Raw genomic sequence first — 18930 nt, forward strand, 5'->3', positions numbered from 1 at the left:
CTCTGACTTTTTTCACCACCACCTGACTTTTTTCACCACCACGAAAGGTTTCACCATGAAGAAGCTTCGCTTCGGTCTATTCGAAAACCCCCAGGCCAACGACTCGGGAACGTCCACGTGGCGTCACCCCGACAACAAGCGCGACATGTTTGACCGCCTCGACTACTGGCGCGAAATCACCACCATCTGCGAAGAAGCCGGCTTCGACTTCATGTTCTTGGCGGATGCCTGGGGCTGGGCTGACGTCAACGGCGAGCGTCCCGAAATCTGCTCGGTCGAGGGCCTCGACCTGCCGCGCCTCGATCCGGCGATTCTGGCTGCTGCCCTCATCTCGACCACCACGAACCTCGGACTCGTGCTCACGGGATCCACTCTTCTTGAACAGCCCTACGCTTTTGCTCGCCGCATCGCGAGCCTCGACCACCTTTCGGGTGGCCGCATCGGGTGGAACGTCGTGACGACCGGAACGGCCGAGACGGCTTCGCAAGCCTTTGGCGTTCCGATGGTCGCGCACGACGAGCGTTATGACATGGCCGATGACTTCATGGAGGTCGTCTACAAGTTGTGGGAGGGCGCCTGGGAGCGTGACGCGCTTGAGCGTGACAAGAACGGTCGCTTCGCTGACCCCGCCAAGGTTCACCGCATCGAGCACGATGGTCCGTACTTCACGTCGCACGGCTACGGAAACTCGTCGTACTCGCCGCAGGGCACCCCGGTGCTCTTCCAAGCTGGCACCTCACCGCGCGGTCGCGAGTTTGGCGGCAAGCACGGTGAAGCTGTCTTCCTCGGTGGCGGAGCCGTGGAGAAGGTGGCCGAGCAGGTCGCATCCATTCGTGAAGAAGCGGTGAAGAACGGTCGCGCCGCCGACTCGGTCAAGATCATGTCGGCGTTCACGTGCGTCATCGGCGAAACGGCCGACGAAGCGAAGGCCAAGCTGCAAGCGGTGCTGGATGCCGAGAGCCCCGACGTTGCTGTCGCCTCCTACGCGTGGTTCACGGGCCTCGATCTCTCATCCTTCGACCCGGCAACCCCGATGAAGGAGCTCCACACTGAGCTGTCGCAGACTCAGGTCACCCGCTTCGGCGACCAGACCGTTGGCGATGTTCTCGCTCAGTGGCACGGCAACGGTGTGCGCAGCAAGCCTTTCGTGGGCACTGCTGAGCAGATCGCTGACGAGATGATCGCTCTCGCTGAGGGTGCTGACCTCGACGGCTTCTTGCTGACGCCGATGATCCAGCCCAGCTCGACGGTCGAGTTCATTGAGAAGGTGCTGCCGATTCTGCGCGAGCGGGGAGTTGCTGGCGAAGGCTATGACGCTCCGACGCTGCGCGAGCGTCTGCTCGGCACCGACGATTCGATCTTGCGCGACGACCACCCGGGTGCCGCCTACCGGGCGACAGCCGCGGTCGAAGCGACGAGCTAGCTAGTAGCGCGTCGAGCGGGACGGTCGCCATCTTCTCCGGCAAAGACATAGTCGCCGGAACGGATGCGACCGATCACGTCTCGAGCCCACTGCTGTTCTCCGCGCAAGCGAGATGTCGCAAGTTCGAAGATTTCGCGAACGTAGGCGGGAGTGGAAGTCGAGGTCGCAACATCGCCGATGTGGTACGCGTTGCTGGCAATGCGGGCATCAATTTCGGTGACGCGATGCTCAAGGCCGGCGAGCACTTCTTCGCGCTGCAGGGCGTACATAAACGAGGTGAGCACCATGACGGGTTTGGTGTCGAAGACCTCGACCGTCCAGAGGGCATCGCGCAGCATCCGGAGCAGTTCAACTTCGCCGGCTTCGGTGACGCGGTAGGTCGTGCGCTCGGGTCGGTTGCCAGCAGATTCGGTGCCGTTCTCTGCGAGGTAACCGTCGTTGGTAAGCGATCGCAGCGCGTTGTAGATCGAGCCGGGTTGGATGTTGGCCCATTCGTCGATGTGCCAGGTCATGAGTTCGCGGCGCAGGAAGTAGCCGTGAACTGGCTGGAACTGGTTTACAGCTCCCAGCACGACCAAGCGAGTTGTAGTCGACATGCCCCCAATCGTAGGCCAAGCGGTGTGCGTGCAGGGCAGAAAGTCAGTTGTTTACATGATCAAAAATGACTAACATGTAGTCATATGTTCAAACTTGACTAGCAGTCGCTGGTTGAACATTTCAAGCAAAGGAGTCCGCCCATGTCGCATCAGACCACCGCGGAAGAAGTTCCCCCACAGGTTGCTCTTCGCCGAGCACTCTCGCTCTTTCCCACCGGCGTCGTCGCTCTCGCGGCCGTCGTTGATGGCGCGCCAACCGGCATCGCGGTCAATTCCTTTACCTCCGTGTCCCTCGACCCACCCCTCGTGGCCGTGTGTCCTGCGCGCACCTCCACCACCTGGCCGGTGCTCGCTCGCGCCACTCGCATTGGTCTGAGCGTGCTCGGCGCCGATCAAGAGAGCACTGCCCGCAGTCTGGCGTCCCGCACCGGCGACCGCTTCGCCGACATCGCGTGGCGTGCCACCGAAGGTGGAGCAATACATATGGATGGCGCCGCGCTCTGGCTTGAGTGCGAGATCCGCAACAGCTTTGATGGCGGCGACCACGAGATCGTGACTCTCGAAGTCATCCACTCCGAGGCATTCCCTGAAGTCACTCCTCTTGTCTTTCACCTCAGCCAGTTCCGCGGGCTGTAGGCCGCGAGCGTGCTCGGCAGGCCCGCCGCTAGGGTGGGGCTAATGGAGCATCCACCGACGCTGAGCTTTCGTGGCATCGTCGTGCACGGCGATAAGCGTGGTCGCGAACTGGGATTTCCCACCGCGAATATTGCGGTCACCGACCACGCGGCGTTGCCTGTCGACGGTGTGTACGCGTGCTGGGTGACCTTCCCGCCGGCTGCCACCCGTCATGGCGCGACCATCAGCATCGGTGACAACCCCACTTTTGACGACGTGACCGAGCGTCGAGTCGAAGCCTTTATTCATGATTTCGACAGCGACCTTTATGGCGCTGAGGTCGAGTTCACAGTGCACGCCTGGTTGCGGGGAATGTTCCGTTACGAGAGCCTCGACGAACTCATCGAGAAGACGGCGGCGGATGTCGCGGCCTCCCGCATCGCTCTCGCTCTTCCGGCGCAGCGCCCGTAACTTTCGCGGCTCTCCAGATTTGCTCATCTGAGCACTACGCAGCCGGGATTTCGTTAGTCTTAGGCCATGCTTCTCAGTGATCGCGACATCCGGGCCGAACTTGCCACTGGCCGCATCGGCCTTGACCCTCTCGATCTCGACATGGTGCAACCGTCGAGTGTTGATGTGCGGCTCGATCGCTTCTTCCGCCTGTTCGATAACCACAAATACCCATTCATTGACCCGGCCGTAGATCAGCCAGACCTCACTCACCTCATGGAGGTGGATGCCGACCAGCCGTTCATCCTTCACCCCGGTGAGTTTGTGCTCGGTTCCACGTTCGAACTCGTGACTTTGCCCGACGACGTTGCGGCTCGCCTCGAGGGCAAGAGTTCACTCGGGCGCCTCGGTCTGCTCACGCACTCGACTGCCGGCTTCGTTGACCCTGGCTTCTCGGGTCACGTCACCCTCGAACTCAGCAATGTGGCGACCTTGCCGATCAAGCTCTGGCCAGGCATGAAAATTGGGCAGTTGTGCTTCATCAAGACCACGTCGCCGGTTGAGTCGCCCTACGGCTCGGGGCAATACGGTTCGCGCTATCAGGGCCAGCGTGGTCCAACGGCTAGTCGCAGCTTCCAGAACTTCCACCGCACCGACGTGCGAGCGAATGACGCGGGTTCGCTCGGGGGCTAGCGCGCGATTACTCGTCGTGCGACCTCCGCGTGGTTCGCTTGACGCTACTAGTCGCGCTGAGCGTCCAGCTGCTCCAGCTGCCAGCCGAGCCACGGGCTAAACGCGAACGGAGTTGCGGCCACTGCGGTGTGCAGCGACTGAGGATCGACCCAGTCGAATTCGTCAACCTCGGCGGGGTTGGGGGCTGCGGCATCCGTCGTCACGGCGCGGTAGACGGGGCAGATCTCGTTCTCGACGATGCCGGAGGAGTCAACGGCGCGGTAACGAAAATCGGGCAGCACGAGTTGCACGTCGCTGACGGTAATTCCGAGCTCGTACTTGGCCCGGCGGATGATCGCAGCGGCCATGTCCTCGCCGGGAGCCGGATGCCCGCAAAACGAGTTTGTCCAGACGCCAGGCCAGGTGAGCTTGGAGAGTGCGCGACGAGTGACAAGTACTTTGCCGTCGGCGTTGTAGACGTGGCACGAGAACGCGAGGTGCAGGGCGGTGTCGGTCGTGTGAACGAGGGCCTTGTCAGCGACGCCAATGTGCTCGCCGGACTCGGAGAGAAGTACAACCTGCTCAGGGATTTCACTCATGATCGCGATAGTCTGCCTAGGTGGAACGAATCGAAATGCCGCACCCCATGTGTCGGCCTGCACTCAGCCTAACTAATGTGCCTGAGCATGCTGAAGGCGGGCGCGCGTGAGCTCACGCCTCAAGTTGTATGACCGTGTCGCCGAAGACGCGGCCGGTATCGTCATCCGCAGCTATTCCACGTCATTTTCCGCGGCATCCCGCCTTCTCGGCGCGGATGTTCGCCAGCACGTTGAGAACATTTATGCGCTCGTGAGGGTTGCCGACGAAATCGTCGACGGTGGGGCTGAAGAGGCCGGACTCGACCTGATCGCCACCGGGCGCCAGTTGAACGAGCTCGAGCGAGAAACCGAAAATGCGATCGAGAGCGGTTTCAGCTCGAACCTCATCGTGCACGCTTTCGCCCTCACCGCGCGTGAGGTGTCGTTCGGCGCAGAACTTACAGCTCCCTTCTTCGAGTCGATGCGCATGGATCTCAGCCAAAAAGAGCACGACCAGGCCAGCTTTGACCGCTACGTCTACGGCTCCGCTGAGGTTGTTGGTCTCATGTGCCTGTGTGCCTTCTTGCATGGCCACGATGTCAGCGACGAGCAGCGCGCCAAGTTTGAGCACGGTGCACAAGCGCTCGGCGCTGCCTTTCAAAAGGTCAACTTCTTGCGTGACCTCGCCGACGACTTCGAGACTCTCGGGCGCAGCTACTTCCCCGGCATTGATGTCGCGTCGTTCACTGAAGCGGAGAAGATTCGTCTGCTCGACGATCTCGACTCCGATCTGCGGGATGCCGCGATCGGTGCCGAGCTGCCGGCGAGCAGCAAGAAAGCGGTTGCGCTCGCGCATTCCCTTTTTGCCCAACTTTCCAAGCGCATCCGGGCAACTCCGGCGAGTGAATTGGTGAAGACCCGGGTGCGGGTTCCAGATGTTGTGAAACTGCGGTTGGCTGCGGCTGCCGCGATGGGAGTTACCCCTCGATCATGAGTGACGTTGTTGTTATTGGTGGCGGAATTGCCGGGCTCGCGAGTGCGGCGCTATTGGCCAAAGAGGGCCATTCGGTCACGCTGCTCGAGGGCCGCTCCGAGGTGGGTGGCCGTGCTGGCTCGTGGGAGCACGACGGGTTCCGTTTCGACACGGGGCCATCCTGGTATTTGATGCCCGAGGTCTTCGACCACTTCTACAAGCTCATGGGCACGAGTGCCGCCGAGCAACTCTCGCTTGTCACCCTCGACCCCGGTTACCGGGTCTACTTTGAGGGCGAGAAAGAATCCCTCGACATCTCGACCGACCTCGAAGAGAACTTGGCTTTGTTCGAGAGCATCGAGCGCGGTTCGGGTGCCCGCATGCGCAAGTACTTGGCCTCGGCCGAAGACACCTACGAGCTCGCCAAGAGGTACTTTCTCTACACGAGCTTCGCCGATCTGCGCACGAGCGCGACGAAAGAGGTGCTCGCGAAGGCGGCACGCTTCATCCGGTTGCTGATTGAACCCCTGTCGAAGCTGGTCGCTCGCACCGTCAAGGACGATCGCTTGCGCAAGGTGCTCGGCTACCCGGCCGTCTTCCTCGGCTCGTCGCCGTATCTCACGCCGAGCATGTACCACCTCATGAGCCACCTCGATCTGTCGGATGGCGTGCTTTACCCCATGGGCGGTTTCACCCGGGTAATCGAGAGTATTGCCGACATCGCCCGGGCTGCTGGCGTCGACATCCGCACCGGTTCGAAGGTCACCCGCATCGTGACGGTTGATGGCGTCGCCACCGGCGTTGAGTACACGGATGCCGCGGGCAAGCGTCACACTCTGAACGCCGACACCGTGGTTTCTGCGGCCGACCTCCACCACACTGAGACCACGATGCTCGAGTCAAGCGAGCAAACCTATCCCGCGGAGTACTGGGAGAAGAAGGTTCCTGGCCCCAGCGCGCTCCTGTTGTATCTGGGTGTGAAGGGTGAGCTGCCTGAGCTCGAGCACCACACGCTGTTGTTCATGAAGGATTGGCAAGAGGGCTTCGAGGCCATCTTCGGCGACGAGCCCAAGGTGCCCGAGCCGGCATCGCTCTACATGTGCAAGCCCAGTGGCGTTGACCCGAATGTGGCGCCCGAGGGATACGAGAATGTGTTTGTGCTCGTGCCGATTCCAGCCGACCCCGCCATTGGTCACGGTCAACTGGCGGGCGCTGGAGCTGGCGATGAGCGCATCGAAAAGCTCGCCGATTCGGTGATCTCACAGATCAGTGAGTGGACCGGCATCCCCGACCTCGCCGACCGCATCACGGTGCGCCGCACGGTAGGCCCTGGCGACTTCGCCGACGATCTCAACGCGTGGCGTGGCACCGCACTGGGGCCGGCTCACACGCTCAAGCAGAGTGCGTTTTTCCGCGCGGGCAATGTGAGTAAGAAGGTCAAGGGGCTCTACTACGTTGGTGGGTCTACCATCCCCGGCATTGGTCTTCCCATGTGTCTGATCAGCGCCGAAGTGCTCGTCAAGCGACTGCGCGGCGACACCTCTGCCGGCCCGCTTGCTGAGCCGCTGACGCCCGTGGTTGCGCCCCAACCGAGGCCCTGGCCGTGATCGTTCTCTACCTTCTTGCTCTGCTGATTTCGCTCACCGGGATGGTCGTGCTTGATCGACGTTTCTCGCTGTTCTTCTGGCGGGATGCCCGGCGTGCACGCATCGTGCTGCCGGTCGGGGTGCTGTTCTTCCTCGTGTGGGATCTCTTCGGAGTGGGGCTCGGCATCTTCTTTCGGGGAGAGACCGACTTCATGACCGGGCTGCTCGTCGCGCCCGAAGTTCCGCTCGAAGAAGTGTTCTTCCTCACGCTGCTCTGCTACCTCACGATGAACGCCTACGGGGCACTCTCGCGGCAACGCCCCCATCCCTCCGTTCAGTCCGCGAGCGTTGGCTCGGCTGACACCACCGAGGGGCGCGCGTCATGACCTACTGGCTCCTGAACGCCGTGTTCTTGGCGCTCGTCGCCGCCCTCGTGATTGCGGTCGTTGTGCGTCGCCGCTCGCCGCAGTGGCGTGCCATCGCTATCACGATGGGCATTTTGCTCGTGATGACCGCGGTCTTCGACAACGTGATGATTTCCGTCGGGCTGGTCGGGTACAGCGCGGATGCCATCAGCGGTGCGTTCATCGGCGTCGCCCCGCTCGAAGATTTTGCGTACACAATCGCGGCCGTCATCGGTCTGCCGTGCTTGTGGATGCTGCTGGGTTCGCGACGAAAGGACTCCAATGCTTAAGGACCTGTTCCTCTCCTCGCGTCCTCTCAGTTGGGTCAATACGGCGTTCCCGTTTGCGGCCGCGTACTACCTGACCACGGGCGCGATTGATCTCACGTTCGTACTCGGCACGATTTTCTTCCTCGTGCCCTACAACCTGGCGATGTACGGCATCAACGACGTGTTCGACTACGAATCCGACCTGCGCAATCCGCGCAAGGGCGGCGTCGAGGGTGCCCTTCTTGACCCACGGATGCACCGGCCAACGCTCATCGCCGCCGCCGTCACGACTATCCCGTTCCTGATCTATCTCGTGATCGTCGGCAACCCACTCTCGTGGCTCGTGTTGCTGATCAGCATGTTTGCCGTCGTCGCTTATTCGGCGAAGGGTTTGCGTTTCAAGGAGCGCCCGTTCCTCGACTCGCTCACCTCGAGCACCCACTTTGTCTCGCCCGCGATCTACGCGCTCGTGCTGACGGCAGCCTCGTTCACTCCGCAGCTCTGGGCTGTTCTCGGCGCATTCTTCCTCTGGGGAATCGCCTCGCACGCCTTCGGCGCGGTGCAAGATGTGCTGGCCGATCGTGCCGCCGACATCTCGTCGATTGCGACCGTCATCGGAGCGCGAGCCACAACTCGCTTCGCCGTTGTGGCTTACGTGACGGGCGGCATCCTCTTGCTATTCTCTGCCTGGCCTGGCCCACTCGCCGCCATTCTCGTGCTGCCCTATGCAGCCATGTGTGCGCCATTCTGGAACATCACGGATGCCACAGCCGAGTCAGCAAACCGCGGCTGGAAGAACTTCCTAGCCCTCAATTTCGTCACCGGGTTCTTCGTGACGATGCTGCTCATCTGGTGGGCGTTTATCCGCTAAACGGGTCGCCCGGTGAGGTGCGGGGTGAGGTTTCTCGCCATGGTTTCGAGCACCGTGACCGTCGTGTTGTACTGCTCAGGCGTGACGCCCTCGGTCGCTTTCTGACGACCATCGGCAATCACGATGGTGAGGCGGTCGACAACAACACGGCCACGATCGGTGAGTTCATACAGCGCACCATCGGTGGTGAGCCAGTCGCTTTCGACGAGTTCGGTGAGCGACTCCAGCGACGTGGTGTGCAAGCCCTGGGTCGGAGGAACCGCACCATTCGGGCGGTCTAAGAAGGGCGCGATTTCGATGTCGAGAAGCTCGACACCGGCAGCGCCCTTCGACAGCACGGTGAGCAGTTGCCATTGGCGGCGGGTGATTCCGTGCTCTTCGAGGGTGGTGGCGAAGAGCTCATCAACGATGCGATCGACGAGCTTCACCCAGTAGCTGATGGGTTGTTGCGTGTCCATAATCCGACAGTACTCCTCACCCCGCGAATTAGTAGACGAAACCGAGTTCTTCGGGGTAGTCGCCCAGAGCGGTGAGCTGAGTGGCAGCCTGCTGTAGGTAGGACAGCGTGAGACCCAGCGTGCGCGGTCCAAAGCTCACGCGGGCGACCCCGAGCTCGGCGAGAGTCTTCAGCGGCACATATCCTGCTCCGCCAATCACTGAAATGGGCCCATCGATCTGAGCGATCGCTTGGGCGACCATGTGCTCGTCGGCGAGACCGAGAACGAAAATGCAGTCGGCGCCAGCGGCAAGGTAGGCGCTCGCTCGGGCGACCATGTCATCCCATTCCCCGCCACCGGCCAGCACATCAACGCGGGCATTGATGGCAATCGGCACGCCGGTAGCCTCGCCTGCTGCGCGGACCGCAGCAACGCGGGCGGCCGCATGCTCGAGGTCAAAGAGGGGAGCCTTGGCCGGGCCAGAGCTGTCTTCGATGTTCAGCCCAGCAGCGCCGGCCGCGATCAATCGTTCGACGTTTGCTTGCACGCCGGCGGCATCCGAAGAATAGCCCTTCTCGAAGTCCACAGAGACAGGAATCTCGACGGCGTTGCACATGATGGATGCAGCGTTGATCGCTTGGTCAACCGTCAGGCCTTCGCCGTCGGAAACTCCGTGCGCGAAGCTCACGGCGTGGCTCGCGGTGGCGAGGGCACGCACTCCGGGGGCTTCGGCAACGATGCGGGCGGTGATGGCGTCCCACACGTTGGAGACGATCACGGGCGTGCCAGGGATGTGGAGTGAGCGGAGAAGTTCCGCGCGCGCGGCGGGGGAGCTGGGGGCGATTTCAGTCATAAACCAAGCATCCTCCGCGTGCGCGCTCGGCGCCAGCGAATTTCAGACGTGACCAGCACACTCTCGCAAACGAGAACTAGTCGATCACTGACTGCTTCGCCTTCACCGGCAGCATGAGCGCGAGGCCGGCGAGCAGCACGATCACGATTCCGATGAGGCCGTAGCGAGTGTCGCCCGTCATCGCGACGAAGAGAGTGAAGAGGCCGGGAGCGAGGAAGCTCACGGCACGCCCCGTTGTGGCATACAGGCCGAAGATCTCGCCTTCACGCCCGACCGGTGTGATGCGAGCGAGGAAGCTGCGGCTTGCTGCTTGAACGGGTCCGACGAAGAGGGTCAAGAAGAGGCCCGCGATCCAGAACCCGGTTTTGGCGTCGCCGACGAAGAGCACTGCCAAGCCGGCGAGTACGAGACCGATCAGTGAGCCGATGATCACGTTCTTGGCGCCGAGCGTGTCGTCGAGCCATCCGCCAATAAAGGTTCCGATACCGGCGACCAAGTTGGCGGCCACCGCGAAGTAGATGACCTCGCTCGGGCTGAAGCCGAAGACCTGGGCCGCGATGATCGCGCCGAAAGTGAAGACGGCGGCGAGACCATCACGGAAGACCGCGCTGGCGAGCAAGAACATGAGAACCTGCGGGCTCTTCTTGGCGAGCGTCTTGATGGTGCCAAAAAGCTTGGCGTAGCTGGCCAAGAAACTCACGCGGTTTTCACGAGCTCCCGCAGGAATCTCGGGAACTGCAATCAGTACCGGAATAGCGAAGATCGCGAACCACGCTGCCGAGGCCAGCACGGCATAACGGATGTCGAGAGCCCCGCCCTCTGTGCCAAACGGAACGTTCAGGAGGCCGTTGCCGGTGTCGCTTCCGAAGTTCTGGATGAACAGCACGAGCAGGATGATCAGCAGCACGATTCCGCCGATGTAGCCCATGCCCCAACCGAACCCGGAGACCCGACCGACTGTCTTGGGCGTGGAGACCTGCACGAGCATCGCGTTGTAGTTGACGCTGGCGAACTCGAAGAAGATGTTGCCGGCGGCCAGAAGGGCAGCGCCGAGGTAAATGTAGGAGGGCACCGGGGCGACGAAGAACATCGCGCCCATCGCGACCACGACAAGGCCAGTGTTGATCGCGAGCCAGAGCTTGCGACGCCCCGACCCGTCGGAACGCTGACCAAGAATCGGAGCCAAGAGCGCAACGAGGATGCCGGCGATAGTGAGGGCACCGGAGATGACTGTGGTGTTGTTGGCCTTCGCGAGCACGAGCGCGGGATTCTTCTCGTCATCACCTGCGGCGGCAATGATCTCAGGATCGATGAATAGACCACTCGCCAGGTAGGTGCTGAACACAAAAGTGGTGACGACGGCGTTGAACGCGGCGGAGCCCCAATCCCAGAGCGCCCACGCGCGAACGCGGCTCTTGGGGATCGGAGAATCAGCGAGGAGCCCCTGCCCCACAGTGCCGATCGCGCGGGTATTCGAGACGCGCGGAACAGCCGGGGTGCTGGGGGCTTCGTTGTCGCCAGTGTTGTCCGTCATGCGAACAGGCTAGTGGTGTGCGGTTAACAATGGGGGCCGCGCGGGCAGCAATCTGCGTGTTATCAAAAAGTTGTTTCGAAGGCGGAGCTCGTTCGCGAGACGAAAATTCGCGCACATCCCCGCGTTTCCGGGCTTGTCAGCGCTTGGGAGGACAAATCGGGGGACGTAGACAGACCGTTTCACCCACCTACTAGGGCTACAAGCGATCATGGGCCCTCACGTACCGTGGTGCACGGTGTTACAAATCTGTCCTCCATTGGGGGGACTCGTCCCGAATAACACCAACCCGACACCACCCGAGTTATCTATGGCCTACACCCGAATCTAGGTAGGCCCTAGGTCAATCTTTAAGGCTTTTACCCGTGAAGTTTCTGCTGCGCTCATTACTCATTGCTGCCCTGCTAGCCGCCGGAATTACCGTGCCCGCCGCAGTGGCAACTGCCGCCGAGGCAACTATCGCCGTCGACCTCCAGCGCCAGGTGAGCGCGTCGACGTTGTTTGGCGACGATGTCTCCGTGACGCTCACAGCACAGCAAACCTCGGGCACTAACGCCTACAACTTGACGTTCACCGACATCCTGCCCGCGGGAGCAACGCTGGTTACGAACTCCAACTACGGCGCACCGCAGCGGATTCCGCTCGCCGATGGCAGCACCAAGCTCATCTGGAACAACGTTGCCGACCTCTCGTCAGGCGCCGTCGTTTCATTGACCTATTCGTTCTCCTACCCGACGACGGGCACCTACAAGGTCGGCGACACATTCACGGGTGCCGCTGAAGCGCTGGCCAACACCAACGAGCGCACACTGGTGAAGTTCGATGCCAACAACGGCGATGTCATCGAAGACTCACGCGATGTCGGCGGAGCCGCAGAATCAAGCACCACCCTCGTTCCCTTCGTGCTCGATAAGGCCGAGCTGAACACCGCTGAATCTGAACTGCTGCGCGGTGTGCACGATCACCAGACGGTGTACGAACTCACCATCACCAACAACGGTGTGAACCCCAGCTCCGACTTCACCATCACCGACTACCTACCAGCGGGCCTTGAATTCCTCGGGTGTGAGGCCGCCGATAACAGCGCAGCCGACACCGAGGAATACGCCGGGTCTGGTCGCATCGTTAACTTCCCCAGTGCGGTTGATTGTGACGGCTTGGTCCCGACCACGAGCACCGTTGTGGTTGACCCTGATGGAGCTGGCCCGCTCGCCGAGGCCGTCTACACAAAGGTTGTGTGGACTATCGATCGCGAGCTCGCGGCCGGCGAAGTAGTGACCATTGCCTATGCCGCTGCGATCCCGCTGCGCGAAAATGTTGCGTTCGATGGCGAAGCGACCGCGAACCTCGACAACAACACGGGTGACCTCACTCATGACGAGCAAGTGCTTACCAACTACGCCGCAACGAGCGGCACCTATTCCGGCGATGGCGAGAGCTATAGCGACGATGCCACAGCAACCGTCACTGCAGAAGATGTCGCCATCCAGAAAACAGTCGACGTGGATGCCATCACTCAGGGTGCCGACAGCGTCTGGACGCTCGACTACCAGTCGTCTGAATATGCGCTTTCCACCGACACGATCGTGATCACCGACACGATTCCCGACGGACTCGAATTCGAAAGCAGCATTCCTGCTCCGACCTCTGGCCCCACCTACAACGACGACGGAACTATCACCGTGTCGTGGGATGCCGCAGCATTTGACGAAGCATCCGACAGTGGAGAAATCAAGGTCTTCACGACCGCGCTCGCCTCGTACCGCGTCACAGGCTCTGGTGACGTGGAGCGCCCCGTCAGCTCGAACGACTCGTGGACGAACACCGTCGACCTGGCGACATCCACGACCATCATCACCGACAACGACGCCACGACCTCAGTAATCGAGATTCTTGACACCTCAAGTGCCAGCCAGCAGGCCGAAGGCATCACGCTCACCAAAAAGGTAGCTGAGCCAGTAGCCGCCATGACGGGCACATGCGACACAATCAGCGGTCTTGATTTCAAGGATGAGCTTGCCGTGGGTGCGTTCCACCCGGGCGATTGGGTTTGCTACGAGTTGACCGTCACGTTCCCGAGCCAACTCGACACGCTCGACAATGTCGTGAATGACTTCTTGCCGGCCGGCTTCACTTTCGTTGACTACGCCGAAACCGCGCTCAACAACGTTGCTTCCACGTTCGTGCCGCTAGATCCCGCCGACCCGTCACGTCTGCTCACGTGGAATATCGGAAATGTCGACAAGGGAACGACGTTCCAGGTTCTCGTCACCGCCGAAATCACCAATCCTGCGGCCATTACAGATGGCGACATCACATCGAACCTCATGAAGATGACGTACCAGAACACAGCTGGCGATGTCTTTCAGCTGCGGGACAGCGCAGACACGCTCGTCGAGAAGCCGATCGTGACCCTCAGCAAGGGCATCACTCACCTCAACACTGACGCTGTTACCAATGGCCCGCTCAACACGCTTACGGTGCAGGCGACTGATCGCGTCACGTACGCGGTTGTCGTGACCAACAGTGGCGGCCAGGATTCCGAAAACGTCTCCATCCGTGACAACCTCCCGGGCCTCTTGGAGTGCTCGGATGTCGAGAACATCAGCGATGCGGGCGTGTGTGGCAGTGACCCGCTACTCCCGCGCTCAATCGAGTGGACGATTCCTTCGCTGGATGCTGGCGACTCCTACACGGTCACCTACGACGTCATCACTCCGGCAGATTCGTCTGCCGGTGACACCTTCCTCAACACTGCCGGTGTTCGCAACTACGAAGGCATCACAAACACGGGTGACCCGCAGGTCTACGTTCCGGTCAACAACATCGACCCCACGCTTGAGGACGATGCGAACAGTGTCGAGGCGAAGGACACCGCCAGCACGAGCGTGCGCCTGCCTACGATCCTGAAGACTGCGACGACCTCGATCACTGAGTCCACCTACAACACCCTGAGTGAAGCGACCATCGGTGAGGAAATCACCTACACGGTCACGACGACGATCCCCGAGGGTTCGTCGGTCTACCAAAAGCCTGTGGTCTCTGACACGATCGACAGCCGGTTTGTGATCGTTGGTACGCCTACCTTCACTGTCGAGGGCGGTGCCAGCCAGAATGCAACCGTCACAGGGCAAAAGGTTGAGGCGCCCTTGGGGGAAACCTACGAGAACCTTCCGAATAGTGGCGATGATGCGGTAGTTCTGACAATCACCGTACGCGTGCTGGATGCTTCGGGGCCGGTGCGTAACAACAACGTCAACAACACGGCCAGATTTACGTGGAAGCCGGTCAACGGCGACGCGAAGACGATCTCGAGTTCTGCAGCTATCCGCATTGTGGAGCCAGTGATTTCAGTCGCAAAGACCAGTGACGCCGTTGCTGGCCGCGTCATTGCTGACCAGGTTGTGGAATACACACTTGCTGTGCGCAACAGCAGCACAGCCACCGCTTCAGTTGCTCATGACACCACCGTTGTGGACCACGTCCCCGACACCATCCAGCCCGTTGATGCGAGCAATAACCCGGTGACTACGAGTCAGATTTTGCCCGGTGGAGGCGCGTGGGACCAAACAGCGCGCACCATTACTTTCACGGTCACCAGCATCAACCCCGGTGCCGGCCCCAACCTCAAGTACAAGGCCCGCGTGATCGACCCGCTGTTGAGTGGAACTGAAATCGTGAACACGGTTGATGTCACCACGACATCACTTGCGGGCACCGATCCCAACGAACGAACCTCAACGTCAACGACGGGTTCTGCAGCGTACAAAGACGACGATGTGCTGACACTGCGGGCGCCAGACTTGGGCGTTAGTAAGTCAGCATCGCCCGGAACCCGCACCATTGGTGAGGTCGTGACGTACACGATCGACGTAACAATTCCGAAGAACGTCGTTGCGTACGACGCGACAATCCTCGACACGATGCCCACCAACGTGCGTTTCGGTCAGTTCCTCGACTCGACGTGTGACCAAAATGGCACGCCGTGTGCTGCCGCGGCCACACTCATCGGATCGCCGTCAGTGACCGACCGCACCATCGGCTACTTCATCGGCGACCTCGACCCGGCCGAGGCCGAAGCTCGCACCGTCACGATCACCTACACCGGCATCGTGACGACTGCTGCAGCATCCGGAAACACTCTCGTCAACACGGTTCGCCCGTACTGGAACAGCGTTAACACCATCACGGGAACCCCCACAACGGTGCCGGCACCCGGCGACTTCGACAAGGTGGGAACGCCGTCGACCGCCAACGTTTCGGTTATCGAACCGCGACTGACTATCGATAAGGATGTTGCTGGCCAGGTTGGCGACAGCGACACTCGCCGTGCCAAGCCCGGTGAGCCGCTCGAGTACACGATTGTTGTGCGCAACGCGGGCAACTCGCCTGCGTATGACGTGACAGTCACCGACACTCCTGACGTTCGCGTCACGGACTTCACCTCCGCGGGAGTTGTGGGAGTTTCCCCGACCGATATCGATCCGTCAGACGGAACGCTCGGCTGGACGATTGCTGGTCCGATTGCGGCTGGCGCATCCGTGACGATCAAGTACACGGTCACGATGCCTGTCGTCGACGAAACGAGTGAAATCGTTGCGTCGCAGGAAGTCATCAATACGGCTGACGTGCCGCACTACTTCGGTGTTGCTCCTAGCGCGCAGGTCGATGACATCGACTACAAGGACTACGACAATGTGACCCCGGATGTGGTGAGCGTCGAACTCGACCTCGCCTCGATCGGTGACTTCATCTGGTTCGATGTCAACAACGACGGCGTGCAGGATGCCACGGAGCCCGCCCTGGCGGGAGTCGGCGTCACGGCCGTGTACGCAGGAGCTGACGGAATCTTCGGCAACGCCGACGATGAGACGTTCACTCGAACGACTGACAGCGATGGCGAATACCTCGTCAACCAGCTGCCCGGTGGTCTCTACCGCGTGACAGTGGATGCCTCAACGCTTCCCGCCGGAATGACTCCGAGCTTCGACCTCGACGGCACCACCGCCACGCCTAACGGCATCTGGCAGGGCACCCTCGCCGAGAACGACAAGAAGCGCGACGTCGACTTCGGCTACACGGGAACCGGCTCGATCGGTGACTTCATCTGGTTCGACCAAGACAAGGATGGCGTTCAAGACACGAACGAGCCCGGCCTGCCCGGCGCGACCGTCACGGTTGTCTTCGGCGGCCTCGACGGGGATCTCTCCACGACTGACGACAACATCACGTACACCACGTCGACGGATGCCGATGGCGAGTACACGGTCGGCCTGCTTCCTGCTGGCCCGTACACCGTCACGGTGAGCGACCTGCCCGCAGGCTACGCCGTTGTCTCCGACCCCAATGGCGGAACGAGCACGAGCTCGACAACCGCATTGACGGCCGGCCAGAACCGTGTCGACCAAGACTTTGGCTACGCCGGTACGGCATCCATCGGTGACTTCGTGTGGATCGACCGCAACGGCGATGGTGTTCAGGATGACACCGAGCCCGGAATCTTTGGCGCTCAGGTTGAACTGACCTGGTTTGGCGAAGACGGTGTTCTTGGCGGCGGTGACGACGGAGTCTTCACTACGACAACCGACGGCGACGGCCTCTACAGCTTCCCGAACCTGCTCCCGGGTAACTTCTCGGTAGCGGTAACGGGTGGCCTGCCGGCTGGTGCCACGAACAGCTTCGACCTCGATGCCGACAACGACTCCGAGGCGCCTGTGACGCTCGAGAACGGCGACGCTGTCACCAACGTTGACTTCGGCTACGACGTGACCTCCGTTATCGGAGACCGCGTGTGGTGGGACCGCAACAAGGATGGCGTTCAAGACAGCAACGAGCCTGGGTTGGCTGGCGTGAAGATTCTCGTCACCTACCTCGGTACCGATGGCGTTCTTGGCGGCTCCGGCGCTGCTGGCGACCTCGAGTTCGAGGCAACGACGGACAGCAATGGTGACTGGACTGTCACCGAGATCCCCGACGGTAATTTCATCGTCGAGGTTGTCAGTGGCGTGCCTGCTGGCTTCAGCCCCACCTTCGACAACGACAGCGGCACGACGTCACCTGACGAAGAGTCGGCTGTAACGCTCGTCGGCTCTGATCTCAAGCAGGACTTCGGTTATGCCGGCAACTCCAGCATCTCCGACACCGTGTGGCTCGACCTCAACAAGGATGGCGTCAAGGATGCTGGCGAGCCCGGCTTGCCCGACGCCGAGGTCACCCTCGTCTGGTTCGGTGCGGATGGCGTAGAGGGTGGCGGCGATGACGTCACGTTCGTTGAAACCACCGACTCCAACGGCAAGTACCTCTTCGACGGTCTGCCCGAGGGCAACTACACCGCCACGGTTGACACGACGACGCTGCCTTCTGGCGTGACGCCGACGTTCGATGCGGATGCTGGCCCCAACCAACCGACGGCAGCCACGGTTGCTTCCGGTGTTGGCCCCAACTCCACGACCGCCGTTGCGCTGCCTGCAGCGACCGATCTCGACAACATCGACTTCGGTTATGTCGGCACCGGCAAGATTGGCGACACTGTCTGGCTTGACCAGAACGGTGACGGCATTGTTGACGCGACTGAGCCCGGCATCGCCGAGGTAGTCGTCACGCTCACTTGGGCTGGCCTCGACGGCGTACTCGGCAATGCCGACGATGTGGTCTCGACGACGAAGACGGATGCCAACGGCAACTACCTCTTCGAAGACCTTCCTTCGGGACTCTTCACCGTCGAACTCTCGAACCTGCCTGCAGGGCTGACCTCAACGGTTGACCCCGATGGTGGAGCCGACGACGCTTCTGAGCTTCCGCTCCGTGGCGGCGAAGAGAACCTCGATCAGGACTTCGGTTACCGCGGTGACGCGGGAGTCGGCGACCTGCTCTGGCTCGACGTCGACAACGACGGAGTTCAGGACACCAACGAGCCCGGACTTTCCGGAATCGTCATGACGGTGACGAGCCCCGGTTCCGACGGGATCTTCGGTAACGAAGACGACCTCGTCATCACCACCACGACGGATGAGAACGGCAACTACCTCGTTGAGGGACTGCCGGCTGGCGAAGTGAAGGTCTCCTATGACCCCACGACGTTGACCGAAGGTTACGTGCCGAGCTCGGACCTCGACGGCGACGTGTTCTCCGAGACCACGGCAACGCTCGTCTCGGGTGAAACTCGCCTCGACGTTGACTTCATCGTGGTCGGTAGCGCAACGCTCAACGGCATTGTGTTCGATGACCCGAACGGCAATGGCGTCCGCGACAGTGGCGACAAGGGCATCCCGAACGCGGAGTTGGATGTCGTGTGGGATGGCCCGAATGGTCCGGTAACCGTGCGCGTCACCACCGACGCGAATGGAGCGTGGGAACTCACGAACCTGCCTGCCGGTACCTACACGGCAACGGTCGACCTCGCGTCGGTTGACGCCGAGTACCGCCCGTCGACGGGAACTACTTCAACGGTCGAGCTGCCTGCCTTTGGCACACGCTCGGTCATCCAGGGACTCACAACGTTGATGCTCGCCTTCACGGGTTCGAACATCGCGTTAGGAGGATCGCTCGCAGGGCTGCTCCTGCTCGGCGGACTGTTCCTTCTCTTGCCGGCACGTCGGGTGCGTGGCGGAGAAAAGCAGAAGCAGATAACAAGTAGCTAGCAGCGCTAGCGAGTTGGCGCGGTGAGCGTGTG

15 protein-coding genes are annotated in these 18930 nt (G+C 61.3%); 10 read left to right on the forward strand and 5 right to left on the reverse strand.

The window, feature by feature from the left end:
* Window positions 1–55 precede the first annotated feature (55 nt).
* Window positions 56–1423: an NtaA/DmoA family FMN-dependent monooxygenase gene (locus I6E51_RS01875; RefSeq protein WP_197109253.1), complete on the forward strand. Its 1368-nt coding sequence runs from the start codon at window positions 56–58 to the stop codon at window positions 1421–1423.
* Here I6E51_RS01875 and I6E51_RS01880 read toward each other — a convergent pair.
* Entirely contained in the window at window positions 1420–2019 is a 600-nt protein-coding gene (locus I6E51_RS01880; protein ID WP_197106770.1) for a PadR family transcriptional regulator, read from the reverse strand. The two genes, I6E51_RS01875 and I6E51_RS01880, sit on opposite strands and share 4 nt — an antisense overlap.
* Window positions 2020–2160: 141 nt before the next feature.
* Between I6E51_RS01880 and I6E51_RS01885 the strand changes: the two genes are divergently transcribed.
* From I6E51_RS01885 to dcd, 3 genes are all read left to right on the forward strand, one after another.
* Window positions 2161–2655 carry a flavin reductase family protein gene (locus I6E51_RS01885; protein ID WP_197106769.1) on the forward strand — a complete coding sequence of 165 codons (495 nt, stop codon included), beginning with the start codon at window positions 2161–2163 and terminating at the stop codon, window positions 2653–2655.
* 42 nt (window positions 2656–2697) lie between these two features.
* Window positions 2698–3105, forward strand: a complete 408-nt coding sequence (locus tag I6E51_RS01890; RefSeq protein WP_197109254.1) for a riboflavin kinase — start codon at window positions 2698–2700, stop codon at window positions 3103–3105.
* A 66-nt stretch (window positions 3106–3171) separates the two neighbouring features.
* Window positions 3172–3777, forward strand: coding sequence for a dCTP deaminase (gene dcd / locus I6E51_RS01895; protein ID WP_010204399.1), 606 nt, complete (start codon window positions 3172–3174; stop codon window positions 3775–3777).
* A gap of 47 nt (window positions 3778–3824) precedes the next feature.
* On the opposite strand, the gene idi is transcribed toward dcd, so the two are convergent.
* Window positions 3825–4355, reverse strand: a complete 531-nt coding sequence (gene idi / locus I6E51_RS01900) for an isopentenyl-diphosphate Delta-isomerase (RefSeq protein WP_197109255.1) — start codon at window positions 4353–4355, stop codon at window positions 3825–3827.
* Window positions 4356–4461: 106 nt separating this feature from the next.
* Here idi and I6E51_RS01905 point away from each other — a divergent pair, with 106 nt between their 5' ends.
* From I6E51_RS01905 to I6E51_RS01925, 5 genes are read left to right on the forward strand one after another with little or no spacing between them, the layout of a single operon-like run.
* Window positions 4462–5328: a squalene/phytoene synthase family protein gene (locus I6E51_RS01905; protein ID WP_197109256.1), complete on the forward strand. Its 867-nt coding sequence runs from the start codon at window positions 4462–4464 to the stop codon at window positions 5326–5328.
* Complete coding sequence (gene crtI / locus I6E51_RS01910; protein WP_197109257.1) at window positions 5325–6914, forward strand: phytoene desaturase family protein; 1590 nt, start codon at window positions 5325–5327, stop codon at window positions 6912–6914. The genes I6E51_RS01905 and crtI overlap by 4 nt, the downstream gene beginning before the upstream one ends.
* Window positions 6911–7279 carry a lycopene cyclase domain-containing protein gene (locus tag I6E51_RS01915; RefSeq protein WP_197109258.1) on the forward strand — a complete coding sequence of 123 codons (369 nt, stop codon included), beginning with the start codon at window positions 6911–6913 and terminating at the stop codon, window positions 7277–7279. Before crtI ends, I6E51_RS01915 begins: the two co-directional genes overlap by 4 nt.
* A complete protein-coding gene (locus tag I6E51_RS01920; RefSeq protein ID WP_197109259.1) occupies window positions 7276–7587 on the forward strand; it encodes a lycopene cyclase domain-containing protein in 312 nt (103 codons plus the stop codon). Before I6E51_RS01915 ends, I6E51_RS01920 begins: the two co-directional genes overlap by 4 nt.
* Window positions 7580–8437, forward strand: a complete 858-nt coding sequence (locus I6E51_RS01925) for a prenyltransferase (protein ID WP_197109260.1) — start codon at window positions 7580–7582, stop codon at window positions 8435–8437. Before I6E51_RS01920 ends, I6E51_RS01925 begins: the two co-directional genes overlap by 8 nt.
* On the opposite strand, the gene I6E51_RS01930 is transcribed toward I6E51_RS01925, so the two are convergent.
* The 3 genes from I6E51_RS01930 to I6E51_RS01940 all read right to left on the reverse strand — a co-directional run bounded on the left by I6E51_RS01930 (window position 8434) and on the right by I6E51_RS01940 (window position 11261).
* Window positions 8434–8895, reverse strand: a complete 462-nt coding sequence (locus I6E51_RS01930) for a hypothetical protein (protein ID WP_197109261.1) — start codon at window positions 8893–8895, stop codon at window positions 8434–8436. The two genes, I6E51_RS01925 and I6E51_RS01930, sit on opposite strands and share 4 nt — an antisense overlap.
* 28 nt (window positions 8896–8923) lie before the next feature.
* Window positions 8924–9727, reverse strand: coding sequence for an isocitrate lyase/phosphoenolpyruvate mutase family protein (locus tag I6E51_RS01935; protein WP_197109262.1), 804 nt, complete (start codon window positions 9725–9727; stop codon window positions 8924–8926).
* A 76-nt stretch (window positions 9728–9803) separates the two neighbouring features.
* On the reverse strand, window positions 9804–11261 hold the full coding sequence (locus I6E51_RS01940) for an MFS transporter (protein WP_197109263.1): 1458 nt from the start codon (window positions 11259–11261) through the stop codon (window positions 9804–9806).
* Window positions 11262–11623: 362 nt separating this feature from the next.
* Between I6E51_RS01940 and I6E51_RS01945 the strand changes: the two genes are divergently transcribed.
* Window positions 11624–18898 (forward strand): SdrD B-like domain-containing protein, encoded by a 7275-nt coding sequence (locus I6E51_RS01945; protein WP_197109264.1) that lies wholly within the window; start codon window positions 11624–11626, stop codon window positions 18896–18898.
* Window positions 18899–18930: the final 32 nt, after the last annotated feature.

Origin of the sequence: Salinibacterium sp. NSLL17, assembly GCF_015864935.1 — a bacterium.
GTDB lineage: Bacteria > Actinomycetota > Actinomycetes > Actinomycetales > Microbacteriaceae > Rhodoglobus.

Excerpts from the sequence above, each read along its gene's own strand:
- I6E51_RS01875 (WP_197109253.1), top strand. The coding sequence starts at position 56 with ATGAAGAAGCTTCGCTTCGGTCTATTCGAAAACCCCCAGGCCAACGAC.
- I6E51_RS01880 (WP_197106770.1), bottom strand. The coding sequence starts at position 2,019 with ATGTCGACTACAACTCGCTTGGTCGTGCTGGGAGCTGTAAACCAGTTC.
- I6E51_RS01885 (WP_197106769.1), top strand. The coding sequence starts at position 2,161 with ATGTCGCATCAGACCACCGCGGAAGAAGTTCCCCCACAGGTTGCTCTT.
- I6E51_RS01890 (WP_197109254.1), top strand. The coding sequence starts at position 2,698 with ATGGAGCATCCACCGACGCTGAGCTTTCGTGGCATCGTCGTGCACGGC.
- dcd (WP_010204399.1), top strand. The coding sequence starts at position 3,172 with ATGCTTCTCAGTGATCGCGACATCCGGGCCGAACTTGCCACTGGCCGC.
- idi (WP_197109255.1), bottom strand. The coding sequence starts at position 4,355 with ATGAGTGAAATCCCTGAGCAGGTTGTACTTCTCTCCGAGTCCGGCGAG.
- crtI (WP_197109257.1), top strand. The coding sequence starts at position 5,325 with ATGAGTGACGTTGTTGTTATTGGTGGCGGAATTGCCGGGCTCGCGAGT.
- I6E51_RS01920 (WP_197109259.1), top strand. The coding sequence starts at position 7,276 with ATGACCTACTGGCTCCTGAACGCCGTGTTCTTGGCGCTCGTCGCCGCC.
- I6E51_RS01925 (WP_197109260.1), top strand. The coding sequence starts at position 7,580 with ATGCTTAAGGACCTGTTCCTCTCCTCGCGTCCTCTCAGTTGGGTCAAT.
- I6E51_RS01930 (WP_197109261.1), bottom strand. The coding sequence starts at position 8,895 with ATGGACACGCAACAACCCATCAGCTACTGGGTGAAGCTCGTCGATCGC.
- I6E51_RS01935 (WP_197109262.1), bottom strand. The coding sequence starts at position 9,727 with ATGACTGAAATCGCCCCCAGCTCCCCCGCCGCGCGCGCGGAACTTCTC.
- I6E51_RS01940 (WP_197109263.1), bottom strand. The coding sequence starts at position 11,261 with ATGACGGACAACACTGGCGACAACGAAGCCCCCAGCACCCCGGCTGTT.